Raw genomic sequence first — 11808 nt, 5'->3', positions numbered from 1 at the left:
TACGTCGGTCGTGCCGACCGAGCATGGCCGTGGGTGCACCGCCGCGGCGGTGCACCCACGCTCCTCCTTCGGTGGTGCTCAGCTCACTACCGCCCGGTGGGCGCCACCTCGTTGTGCGAGTTCAGCGACACGACGGGCACCGGATGGCCGGCGACGATACCGTCCACGCCGGCCAGCAACCAGCGGCCGGCCAGCTCCGGCCGTACGTTGGGGGTGTCGGCCGTCTGCGCCTGCGGGCGGCGGTTGGCGACCCGGATCAGCTCCTCGTCGACGCGGACGCCCAGCCCGGGTGAGTCGCCGAGGATGAACGCGCCGTCCTCGACGTGCAGGTCGATGGAGACACCGACCGGTCGGTGAAGGTCCTGCAGTTCGCTGGTCAGGTGGTTCGGCACCGAGGTCGCGGCGTGCAACAGCCCGACCGGGCTGTTACCGATCGGGCTGACCGGCAGGTCGTGCGCGTGGGCCAGGGCGGACACCCGCAGGAAGTGGGTGACTCCCCAGACGGCGGCCATCTGGACGACGTCGACAGCGCCGGCGGCGATCAGCGGGCGATACTGTTCGAGCCCGGTCAGGTTCTCCCCGGTGGCCACCGACGCGCGCACTCCCCGACTGACGGCGGCGTGACCCTCGGCGTCCCACCGCCGGACGGGCTCCTCGATCCAGATCAGGTCGAGGGAGCGTTCGATCTCGCAGACGTGCCGCACGGCCTGCTTTCGGGTCCAGGCCTCGTTGACGTCGAGCATCAGACCCGCTCGTCGGCCGTGCCCGGCCTCGGTGAGGACGTCTCTGACCAGGCCGAGCCGGTGCTGGTCCCGCTCGATGTCGAGGCCACCCTTGAGCTTGGCGGCGCGCAGGCCGTGGCTGGCGTAGACCTCGTACGCCGCGACGAGTTCGTCGTCGGTCAACCCGATGTCCAGGCCGGAGGCGTAGGCGTTGACCCGCCGGTCCCGTCCGCCCAGCAGCCGCCACAGTGGCTCACCGGCGGCCTGCGCCTTGATGTCCCACAACGCGGTGTCGAGAGCGCCGATGGTGCCGAACACCGGCCCCGCGTGGCCGGCCTTGAACGTGTGCCGCAACATGCGGTCGTACAGGGTCGTCACCGCACGGGGGTCTTCGCCCTCGATCGCAGCGAAGATCCGCTCGATCTCGACGTGCGGCCCGAGGCCCACGCCCGTGATGCCCTCGTCGGTGTCGACGAGGACGATCGAGATCGGGACCACCCCGTCGGCGAACACGCCATTGGCGTCGCCGACGGGGCGCCCCCATTCCTGGACCGTGGTGAGCGTCCGAAATCCCGTGATCCGCATGTCAACCCTTCGTGGAACCGGCGGCGACGCCGTCGGCAATTTGGCGCTGGAGGAACAGGTAGACCAACAGGACGGGTATCGCGGCGATCAGCACCCCGGACGCGAACGTCGGGATGTTGTCGGAGTACTGCCCTCGCAACGAGGTCACCCCGATCATGAGCGTCCGGTTCTCGGCCGAGGGCATCATCACCAGCGCCATGAGGACGTCGTTCCAGCAGAACAGCGTGTTGAGGATGCCCACCGACAGCAGCGCGGGGGTGCCCAGGGGCAGCATGATCCGGCGATACACGCCGTAGACGGTGTTGCCGTCGATCCGGGCGGCGTCGACGATCTCCGGTGGGATGCCCTTGTAGTAGCTCGTCATCAGGAAGACGGTGAACGGCAGGAACTGGGCCACGTAGACGAGGATCAGACCCGGATACGTGTCGATCAGCGCGGTGTCGGCCATGATCCGCGCGAGCGGCACCATGATCACCTGGAACGGGATGAAGAGCCCGGCGAGGCAGCCCAGGAACAACGCCGACGAGCCACGGAACCGCAACTGGCTCAGCGCGAAGCCGGCCATCGACCCGATCAGGAGCAGCAGCAGCACCGACGACGCCACCACGACCAGCGAGTTGACGAAGTAGCGGCCCATGCCGACGCTGGTCCACGCCGTGCTGATGTTCTCCCATTGCAGGGTGCTGGTCAGGGAGAACCGGTCCAGGATGTAGTCCCGGCGGGTCTTCAACGCGACGTTGGCGGTGAAGAGCAGGGGGTAGATCGTCGCCACCGCGAGCAGTGACATCGGGATGGCGACCATCCACCGTCCCAGTCGGACGCGGGACATCAGTCCACCTTTCCCGATCGTTCGAGCAGCTTGATCTGCAACATGCCCACCACGAGCATGATCGCGAAGAGGATCGTGGACGCGGCGGACGCGAGCGCCGGCCGGTTCATCTGACCCTGCTGGATCCAGATGTAGTACTCCGGCAGGTACGTCGAGCCTTCCGGACCGCCGCTGGTCATGACGAACAGCAACCCGAACATGGAGGTCAGCATCCCGATCATCGTGGTCACGAAGACGAACTGGATGGTCCGCGAGAGGCTCGGGACGATCACGTGCCAGACGACCTGGCGCAGTGACGCGCCGTCCACCCGGGCGGCGTCCAACAGCGCGGCGTCGAGCGTGGCGAAGCCGGCTAGGAACACCACCAGGGCCATCCCGAAGGTGGCCCAGATGTGTACGCCCGCCACCACGAACATCGCGATGTCCGGGTCACCGAGCCAGTCCACCGGGCCGACACCGACCGCGCCGAGGACCGCGTTGACGGGGCCGTCGAAGGCGAGCAGCAGGTTGAAGATCGCTCCGACGATGACCGGTGAGAGCACGGCGGGGAAGAAGTAGACGCTGCGGTAGAGACGGTGGCCCGGCACCCGCAGGTAGATGAACGTGGCGAGGAGACCGGGGATCGCCACCGCCACCGGAAGGAGCAACACCAGCAGACCGACGTTGCCCAACGCGGTGCGGAACAGCGGATCGGAGAACAACTCCTGGTAGTTGCCGAAACCGACCGCTTCCCCGTTCTGGTCACCGTCGCCGGTGAAGGAGAAGTTGACTCCGAGGATCAGCGGGTAGAGCCGCAGCGCCACGATGATCAGGACGGCCGGCGCGACCAGGATGTAGGGGGCGAAGCGCTCGGCCCCCAGGCCGCCCCGGGTGCGACGGGGACGGGTGCCACCGCTGCGGGCGGAGGAGGTGACCGCCGGGCCGCCGGCCCGCCCGGCCGAAGCCAGGCGGACCGACGGTTGCGTGTTTCCGATCGACACGAGGTCAGCCCGCCTGGTCGGAAGCGGCCAACTGCTTCACCACCTCGTCGACGGTGATCGAACCGCTGAGCAGCTGCTGGGAGAGGCGCCCCATGAGGTCGATCGTCTTCGAGGAGAGCGCGACGTGCAGAGCCGGCTTACCGGTCTTCAGCTCACTCACGATCGTGGAGGCGGCCGGGCCGGCCTGCGACACGTCGATCGTGATGTCGGCGGCGATCGCGCCGGCGTCGGCGTAGAACGCCTTCAACGCCTCGGCCGAGGTCAGGGAGCGCACCAGGTCGGCGGCCACCTTCGGGTCCTTCGTCCACTTGGCGACCGCGTAGCCGATGCCACCGTCATACGGCAGGCTCGGCGTGGTGCCGGCGGTGACGATCGGGGGCTTCATCACGCCGAGCTTCTCCGGGGTGAGGAACTCGTTGAAGGACTTCCAGTGCCCGACGTCCGACATGAGGCCCATGACGTGGGCGGCCTTGCCGGACTGGAAGGCCGCGAAGGAGTCGTTGAACATCGCCGTCGAGTTGGCCCCGTCGGTGTTCATCTTCTTGTCCCCGGTCTCCTTCCAGAGCTCGAAGACCCGCTTCACGTTGGGCGAGTTCCAGTCGCGCTTGCCGGTGATCCAGGCGTCGTACTCAGCGGCGGTGAGGGTCACCGACCCCATGCTGGAGAGCCAGAACTGAATGCCGACGCCCTCCTTGTTGCCGAGGGCGAAGCACTTGGAGCCGGCCTTGGAGACGGCGGCGCAGTCCGCGACGAACTTGTCCCAGGTGGTGGCCGGGCTGGCCGGGTCGAGGCCGGCCTTCCGGTAGATGTCCTTGTTGTAATAGATCGGGTAGCCCTGCAGCGTCACCGGACCGCCGTAGACCTTGCCGTCCTTGGTGAACGCGTCCCAGCCGGCCAGTCGCTGCTTGTCCTCGGCCACGTAGTCGGTGATCGGCACCAGCGCGTCCACCCGGTCGCGGATCTGGCCGCCACCGTTGAACATCATGACGTCCGGACCCTTGCCGGACTGGATCGCCGCACCGAGCAACGTGTAGTACTGATCGAAGGGCTGCGCGACGAACTCGACCTCGACGTCCGCGTGCTTCTTCTTGAAGTCGGCCTTCGCCTTGTCCAGATACGATTTGGCGAACGGCTCGCCGGACTTCCAGTCCCACACCACCAACTTGCCCTCGGAACTCTTGGACGAGCTCGAGTCGCTAGCACTTCCACAGCCGGTCAGGGCCAGTCCAACAACGAAGACGGCCGACCATATTGCGCGCTGTCTCATGAGTTGTCACCTCTGAAAGTGGGGTGGCCGACGGCGCTACCGTCTGCCATCGTTGATCGGAAAGTAACTCGTATGACGTGTGACGTCAATACTCGGCCGTAGACTGGCGAGGACGTCGTGCCACGGCGGGTCATTCGGAGGGGACATGACGCCAGCTCAGGAGACAGCCCTGACCAATCCGGCGGCCCCGGCATGGGTCCGTCGACCGACGAACCTCGCCCGGGCGGTCACCGCCGAGCTCGTACAGCGCATCGTTCGTGGCGTACACCCGTCGGGAACATCCCTGCCTCCGGAGCCGATCCTCTGCGAGACCTTCTCGGTGAGCCGGACCGTCGTCCGCGAGGCCGTCAAGATCCTTCAGGAGAAGGGGCTGGTGCAGGTCCGCCAGGGCGCCGGCACCATGGTCACCCCACCGTCACAGTGGGACATGCTCGACGAACTCGTCCTCGCGGCCACCATCGCCGAGGACGACACCCTCGCGATCCTCGACGACCTGGTCGTGACCCGACGGGTGCTCGAATCCGACATGGCGAACGTCGCCGCCCGGCTCGCCGACGCCGAAACCATCGACCGCCTGCGCGAGATGGTGGACGGAATGGACGACCTGGTCGACGACCACGTGACGTACCACGAACACGACCGGGCCTTCCACGACACGATCATGCAGGCGTCCGGCAACCGCATCGCTCGCGGCGTCGTACGCGCTCTGGAGAGCCAGGTCATCAACACCGCCAGCTACATGGGTCGCACCGAGCGCTCGCTGTGCGTGGCGTCGAACCAGGGTCACCGGCGGATCTACGAGCGCATCGCCGCACACGACTCCGAGGGCGCCGCCGAGGCGATGTTCACCCACATCACCGAGGCGTGGCTGGTCCGCCGCAGCGGTTCGGGCAAGCCGGTTCGACTGCAACGCTGAGCGGCAGCGCACGCCCCCGGGCACAGGAGCGGACGCTGCCGCCGACGTCAGCGCCGGCCTCGCCGGCGACCGGGGTCAGGAGAACTGCGAGAAGAACCTCCAGATCTCACCCTTGGTCCAGGTCGTGATGCCGCTCTCGGCGTAGGTGCCGTCCACCGGGCCTGGCATGTGACCGTTGTCGTACGCCGCCCACTGCACCGGGTACCCGGACCGGCAGCCCGAGTAGGTGGTGGTGATGTGGGTGCGGCTGCCCGCCCCCGGCTCGGGCGGGTTCTGGGCGGTGCACCCGTTGTTGCGCACGAACGTGTCGCGCAGCGATCGCCCCTGTCCGATGCTCAGGACGTTGTCCGAGATGCCGTGCAGCCCGAAGTAGGCGATGGGCTGCGTTCCACCACTGCACCCACTGATCTGCCCGCCGGAGATGACCGCGACGGCCCGGAACACTGTGGCGCGGGCGCAGGCGATGGCGTAGCTCATGCCGCCGCCCCAACTGAAGCCGAGGGCGAACCGCTGCCGCGGGTTGACACAGAGGCTGCTCTCGATCCGGCTGATCATGTCGTCGACGAAGACGATGTCCTCACCGCCGGAGTTGCCCCACCCGTTGCCGAAGCCCTGGGGCGCGACCAGGATCGCGCTGTTGTTCGACTGCTCCTGCTGACCGTAGTAGGACCACGGCGTTCCGCTGGTGCCACCGGAAGAGACGTCCTGCATGGTGCCGCCCCGCCAGTGGAACGCGAAGATCAGCCGGTACGGGTTGCTGTTGTTGTAGTTGGCCGGCACCCGCAGGGTGAACGTCCGGCTCTTGCCGTTGCTCTGGATCGTGTGCGTACCACTGGACAGGGTCGGCGCCTTGCCGCAGCCGCTGCCACCGGTCGGTGGCGGGGTGGTGCCGCCGTCGGTGCGGACGAGCTGCCACTGCTGGTTGGCACCGCCGTGGTCGGCGTACTGCACGATTTTGCCGCCGTCGGCCGTGGAGGCACCCTGCACCTCCACCGCCTTGCTGCTGTGCCGACTGATCAGTCGGACGTGGCCGCCGTCCGAGTCCGCCAGGCGGAACTGCTGGTTGGTCCCGTTGAGGTCGGACCACTGCACGATCGCACCGCCGTCGGCGGTCGAGAAACCACTGACGTCGAGGACCTTGCCGGAGTGCCGGGACTTCACCCGGTAGAAGCCGCCTCCCGAGTCGACGAACTGCCACTGCTGGTTGGCACCGTTGTTGCGAGTCCACTGGCTGATCCGCGCGCCGTCGTTGGTGGCCGAGGCGTACAGGTCCAGGGCCTTGCCGCTGTTGCGGTTGACCAGGACGTACCAGGCGTTGGTGTCGACCGTGGCCGCCGCCGCGGGGGCCTGGTTGACAGCGACCAGCGCGCTGGCCGCCATGACCGCTGCCGCTGCCGCGGCCAACCCTGACCGCCAGCGATGCCGTGGTGGGGAGGCGGGACGGGCCTCACCGATGACCTTCATGGTCCACTCCTTCGATCGGGGCGACCCACGAGCAGAAAGCACGCGCGTGCCCTGGGGTGTGTGCCGGCGACTGGTGGTGGCGTCAGCACGTCTGAGGGGTTTACGAACGAGATGCGGCCGCCGCCGAGCGACCGTGGCCCAGGCCACGGACCGAACGTGGAGCAGGCCCGCGCCGGGTGTGCGGTGCCGAGCCGGCTCCGGGCAGCCAGTGGTCCGCGGGTGAAAATTAGCGTTAACGACGTCATACGTCAAACGACTGACATCGATTTCGCGAGGTTCTCCACGGCCGGCAGCATGGGTGCTGGCAGCGGCCCTGCGAGCTTCGCGCCGCGACGGAGCAGTGACTTGACGTAGCTCTTGTTATCGCTCACAGTCGATGGACGATGGGGTGGCGTCGATCGGGCGAGCGGCACCTCCCCAGCGGGCACAAGCAGCGGCCCGCCCCGGGTGGGGGCGGGCCGCCGTCCTGTCACCTGACTCGTCCGGTCGCTATCCGATCCGGACCAACTGCCACTGCTGGTTGGTGCCACCCCAGTCGGCGTACTGGACGATGTTGCCGCCGTCCGCCGTGGACGCACCCTGCACCTCGATGGCCTTACCGCTGTTGCGGTTGAGCAGACGCAGGTACCCGTCCGACGAGTTGGCGATCCGGAACTGCTGGTTGGTGCCGTTGCCGTCGCTCCACTGCACGATCGCCGCGCCGTCGGCGGTGGAGAAGTTGTAGACGTCCAGCACCTTGCCGGAGTGCCGGGACTTCAGCCGGTAGTAACCGCCCCCCGAGTCCACGAACTGCCACTGCTGGTTGACGCCGTTGTTCCGCGACCACTGGCTGATCCGCGCGCCGTCGTTGGTCGCCGAGGCGTACAGGTCCAGGGCCTTGCCGCTGTTCCGGTTGAGCAACACGTACCAGGCGCTGGTGTCCACGCCGGAGCCCGGCGGGGGCGTGGTCGGCGGGGTGGAGCCGCCGTTGAGGGCGTCCAGCACGGCGGTGTACGCGGCCTTCTTGTTGCCGTTGCAGTCGAACAGCAGCGCGTTGTCCGAGCCACGCCACGAGTCGCAGTCACGCACGCCCCACGTGGTGATGCCGGTGCACCGCGAGACAGCCAGGCAGGCACGGGTGACGGCACCGTAGATGTTGGCCTGGTTGCCGCCGGTCATCACGTCCAGCTCGGTGATCTGCACGTCCACGCCGAGATCGGCGAACCGCTGCAGGTTGGCCTGGTAGTCCGACGCCAACGACGTGCCCAGGTGCGACTGGAAGCCCACACAGTCGATCGGCACACCACGGGACTTGAAGTCCCGCACCATGTTGTAGATCCCCGTCGACTTCGCGTTGATCCCGTCGGTGTTGTAGTCGTTGTAACACAACTTCGCACCCGGATCCGCCGCCCGCGCGGCCCGGAACGCCGCCTCGATCCAGTCGTTGCCGGTCCGCTGCAGGTTCGAGTCACGCCGCCCACCCGAACCACCGTCGGCGAACGCCTCGTTCACCACATCCCAGGCGTAGATCTTGCCCCGGTAATGCGTCGCGACCTGGGTCACGTGGTTGATCGCCGCGTTGCGCAACGCACTGCCGGACATGCCCTGCGCCCAACCCGGCTGCTGCGCGTGCCACAACAACGTGTGACCCCGCACGCTCATGCCATTGGCCTGCGCATGACTGACCAGACGATCACCACTGGAGTGATTGAACACCCCCTGCTGCGGCTCGTTGGAAGCCCACTTCATCTCGTTCTCGGCCACGACACTGTTGAACTCACGATTCAAAATCGTCGTGTAGGCGCTGGTCGACAGCTTGTTGACGGCGACCGCCGCGCCGAAGTAGCGGCCCTTCTCGGCGGCGGCCGCCTTCAGGGTCGTGCCGGCGCCGGATGCGGGAGTCAGCGCCACTGTCATGCCGGCGGTGAGGGCGACGGCGAGGGTCGCCGCCGCCAGCAACGTTCTGCGTGATTTCATGTCGTTCCTTTTCAGTGGATGCATCGGTGGTGGTGATGTGCCACATCGATCAGGACGGCCGCCCGGTGCGGCGCACGCGGTCGGGGAAGGCGTTCGCCGGCACTGCCGGGAGCCCTGAGGTGACGTCCGCCCGCCCGGAGGGGACGCCGGGGTTCGAGGTACGACCCGCAGGGCTCGCCCGGTGAACCCAACGAAACGATAAACCTCAATATCGAGGGTGAGCGATAACATGTCGTTCGTCAAGACGAAACGAGCCGTTCACGCCGACGCGCCGGAACGCCTCGCCTCGCTCACCACCGGCCGCCTGCGGGGATCTCCGTCACCCGCCGCGAAACCACCGGACGAACCGGCCCGCCGAGACACTCCTGAGGGTGGTTCTGTTATCGCTCACAGCGATTGGGCGGCTGTACGCCCACCGGGCCGCCGTCAGCCGGCGGCGCCGCCGTGCCCATGCTCGGCGAGGCTCGCCTCGAGGCGTACCCCGGCAAGCATGTCGGCGGTGGTGTGCGCCCGGATGCCCGGCTGCGTGCCGTCGGCGAACCGGGCGACGACCGCCCGGACGTGTCGCTCGGCGGGCGCGGCGAGGCCGTCGTAGACGGCCACGAACAACTCCTGCGCCGGCCGCCGGAGCCACCCCTCGGGAAGGAGTTCCAGTGGCAACTGCGGATCGAGCACGGGGAACCGCCGGAAGGTGTCCATGACCTCGGTACGGGCCCGCACCGCGGCGGCACCGTCGACCTCCCCGGACACCACAGCGGGCAGCAGCGGCGTCCAGCGCCGGAGGAACGCGTCGTAGCTCCGGCTGATCGCCTCGATGTCCCAGGCTTCGATCGGGGGACGGTGGATGGCCGACCCGAGGGGGGCCTGCCGCCCGCGAAAGACCGTCACGGCACCGAGGGTGAGCTGGTCGAGACGGGCACGAGCCGGGGCGTTCAGGTCGCGCGGCGAGATCCACAACCCGTCGTACAACGGCGCGTAACCGAGCCACCGCAGCTGAGCCCGTAGGGCCCGCCGCTGCCCGCTCAACTCCTGTGGAAGCGAGAAGGCGACGACCGTCCAGCACCCGTCCCAGGGCACCGTCGAGGTGGTGGAGGTGAGGATCCAGTGGGCCCCGGCGGACAGGCTTGCGGCCGCGCCGCGGCTGAGCCGGTACGAGCTGCGGCGTCCCAGTCGACTGCCCTCCAGCACCCCGCGGCGGGCCAGCCGGCTGATCGCGGTGCGCGCACCGGCCGTCGTCACGCCGGTCTCCCCGAGCAGCGCCACGATGGCGGCGGACGGGAGTGGGACACGGGTCCGCAGTGTGTAGTCCGCCAGCAGGGTCACGGCGACCCCCTGGGGCGAGTTGCCCGCCTGCCGCCGGGGCAGCCGGAGCTCGCGATCTCCGTCGTCCGGATAGATCTCGTCGATGTCGAACGGGCTTGCCACAGGCGCTCCGTGCTCTTCAGGGACGGTGTGACGACTGTAGACGGAGCGCCGCCCTACCGGCTTCCGGGATCGACAGACGATAGAAAGACTTCGATTGACACTTGTCGGCCCGAGGGGAACACTAATTGCCATGCAATGCCGCCCGGAGCCGGGCAGGGACAGGGCAGACCACAGGTAGCGGGCAGGCGTGATCAGGCGGGCACCGGGCGCACCCGCCACCGAATCGCGCCACCAATCCCAGCCGCACCGGCAATCGAAGGAGTCGTCCGTTGACAATCAAGAGAAAACTGCTGCTCGCGCTCGCCGTGCCACTGGTGACGGCCGGCCTGGTGGTCCCCTCGTTCCGACCCGCGTACGCGGCGTCGCTGACCGAGGTGACCAGCTTCGGGGACAACCCGGGGCGGATGCGTATGCACGTCTACGTGCCGGACAACCGCCCGGCCAAGCCGGCGACGGTCGTGGCCATGCACGGCTGCGGCGGATCCGGCCCCGGGTTCTACTCCGGGAGCGAGTTCGCCAGCCTCGCCGACCGCTACGGCTACATCGTGATCTACCCGTCCGCCACCCAGCAGGCCGGCTTCGGCAACTGCTTCGACACCTGGTCGGACGCCGCCAAGCGGCGAGGCGGGGGCAGTGACCCGGTCTCGATCATCTCCATGATCCGGTACGTGCAGCAGCAGTACGCGGCCGACCCGGACCGGGTCTACGCCACCGGCAGCTCGTCCGGCGGCATGATGACCAACCACATGCTGGCGCTCTACCCCGACGTGTTCAAGGCCGGCGCCGCGTTCATGGGCGTGCCGTTCAACTGCTTCGCCAACGCGGCGGACTACCCGCCCGGCAGCAGCCAGTGCACCGGCGGGAACATGAACCGCACGCCGCAACAGTGGGGCGACGCGGTGCGCCAGGCGTACCCCGGCTACGCCGGACCCCGTCCACGCGTGCAGCTCTGGCACGGCACCAACGACACCCTCGTGCCGTACTCGCTGTTGCAGGAGACGATCGAGCAGTGGACGAACGTGTTCGGCCTGAGCCAAACACCCACCTCCACCGACACACCCCAGGCCAACTGGAACCGGCGTCGGTACGCCGACACCAGCGGCACCGTCCAGGTCGAGGCGTACAGCATCCAGGGCGCCGGGCACAGCCTGCCGTCCGGCGGTATGGCCGCCGCCGCCCTGCAGTTCTTCGGCCTGACCAACCCCACGACGCCGCCGCCGACCACGCCGCCGCCGACGACGCCGCCCCCGACCACGCCGCCGCCGACCACGCCGCCCCCGACCAACGGCGCGTGCCGGGTGACCGTCGCCGTCAACGCCTGGAACAACGGCCTGACCGAGAACATCACCATCACCAACACGGGCACCAGCGCCGTCAACGGCTGGTCCCTGGTCTTCACCCTGCCCAGCGGGCAGACCATCACCTCAGGTTGGAACGCCACCTACTCGCCCAACTCCGGGCAGGTGACGGCCCGCAACGTCGCCTACAACGGCGGTATCCCCGTCAACGGCTCGGTGACCATCGGTTTCCAGGCCACCCACAGCGGTAACAACGCCCGACCGTCCTCGTTCACCCTCAACGGCGCGCCCTGCACGGTCGCCTGAGACCGGGTCTGCGCCGACGAAACCGTGCGCCGGTCACCACCTCCGTGGTGACCGGCGCAC

At 68.3% G+C, this 11808-nt stretch carries 9 protein-coding genes; 2 read left to right on the top strand and 7 right to left on the bottom strand.

The features are described from left to right. Positions 1-86: 86 nt before the first annotated feature. From O7631_RS14340 to O7631_RS14325, 4 genes are read right to left on the bottom strand one after another with little or no spacing between them, the layout of a single operon-like run. Positions 87-1307: a mandelate racemase/muconate lactonizing enzyme family protein gene (locus tag O7631_RS14340; protein ID WP_278144667.1), complete on the bottom strand. Its 1221-nt coding sequence runs from the start codon at positions 1305-1307 to the stop codon at positions 87-89. 1 nt (position 1308) lies between these two features. After that, positions 1309-2136 carry a carbohydrate ABC transporter permease gene (locus O7631_RS14335; protein ID WP_088990680.1) on the bottom strand — a complete coding sequence of 276 codons (828 nt, stop codon included), beginning with the start codon at positions 2134-2136 and terminating at the stop codon, positions 1309-1311. After that, entirely contained in the window at positions 2136-3116 is a 981-nt protein-coding gene (locus O7631_RS14330; protein ID WP_278144666.1) for a sugar ABC transporter permease, read from the bottom strand. Before O7631_RS14330 ends, O7631_RS14335 begins: the two co-directional genes overlap by 1 nt. Positions 3117-3120: 4 nt before the next feature. Next, a complete protein-coding gene (locus O7631_RS14325) occupies positions 3121-4383 on the bottom strand; it encodes an extracellular solute-binding protein (RefSeq protein ID WP_278144665.1) in 1263 nt (420 codons plus the stop codon). Between the two features lie 145 nt (positions 4384-4528). On the opposite strand from O7631_RS14325, the gene O7631_RS14320 reads away from it, so the two are divergent. Beyond that, the gene (locus O7631_RS14320; protein WP_269680266.1) at positions 4529-5299 is read left to right on the top strand and encodes a FadR/GntR family transcriptional regulator; all 771 of its coding nucleotides are present in this window, start codon (positions 4529-4531) and stop codon (positions 5297-5299) included. Positions 5300-5374: 75 nt separating this feature from the next. Here O7631_RS14320 and O7631_RS14315 read toward each other — a convergent pair whose 3' ends face one another. The 3 genes from O7631_RS14315 to O7631_RS14305 all read right to left on the bottom strand — a co-directional run bounded on the left by O7631_RS14315 (position 5375) and on the right by O7631_RS14305 (position 10144). After that, positions 5375-6763 carry an RICIN domain-containing protein gene (locus O7631_RS14315; protein WP_278144664.1) on the bottom strand — a complete coding sequence of 463 codons (1389 nt, stop codon included), beginning with the start codon at positions 6761-6763 and terminating at the stop codon, positions 5375-5377. 489 nt (positions 6764-7252) lie between these two features. Then, a complete protein-coding gene (locus tag O7631_RS14310; RefSeq protein WP_278144663.1) occupies positions 7253-8719 on the bottom strand; it encodes an endo-1,4-beta-xylanase in 1467 nt (488 codons plus the stop codon). 426 nt (positions 8720-9145) lie between these two features. Then, the gene (locus tag O7631_RS14305) at positions 9146-10144 is read right to left on the bottom strand and encodes a PaaX family transcriptional regulator C-terminal domain-containing protein (protein ID WP_278144662.1); all 999 of its coding nucleotides are present in this window, start codon (positions 10142-10144) and stop codon (positions 9146-9148) included. A 269-nt stretch (positions 10145-10413) separates the two neighbouring features. On the opposite strand from O7631_RS14305, the gene O7631_RS14300 reads away from it, so the two are divergent. Continuing rightward, positions 10414-11748 carry a PHB depolymerase family esterase gene (locus tag O7631_RS14300; protein WP_278144661.1) on the top strand — a complete coding sequence of 445 codons (1335 nt, stop codon included), beginning with the start codon at positions 10414-10416 and terminating at the stop codon, positions 11746-11748. Positions 11749-11808: the final 60 nt, after the last annotated feature.

This window comes from Micromonospora sp. WMMD967 (genome assembly GCF_029626165.1).
GTDB lineage: Bacteria > Actinomycetota > Actinomycetes > Mycobacteriales > Micromonosporaceae > Micromonospora > Micromonospora taraxaci.
This window is presented reverse-complemented; position numbering and strand designations above follow the sequence as displayed.

Coding starts and splice junctions, on each gene's coding strand:
- O7631_RS14335 (WP_088990680.1), bottom strand. CDS start 2,136: ATGTCCCGCGTCCGACTGGGACGGTGGATGGTCGCCATCCCGATGTCA.
- O7631_RS14340 (WP_278144667.1), bottom strand. CDS start 1,307: ATGCGGATCACGGGATTTCGGACGCTCACCACGGTCCAGGAATGGGGG.
- O7631_RS14325 (WP_278144665.1), bottom strand. CDS start 4,383: ATGAGACAGCGCGCAATATGGTCGGCCGTCTTCGTTGTTGGACTGGCC.
- O7631_RS14320 (WP_269680266.1), top strand. CDS start 4,529: ATGACGCCAGCTCAGGAGACAGCCCTGACCAATCCGGCGGCCCCGGCA.
- O7631_RS14315 (WP_278144664.1), bottom strand. CDS start 6,763: ATGAAGGTCATCGGTGAGGCCCGTCCCGCCTCCCCACCACGGCATCGC.
- O7631_RS14310 (WP_278144663.1), bottom strand. CDS start 8,719: ATGAAATCACGCAGAACGTTGCTGGCGGCGGCGACCCTCGCCGTCGCC.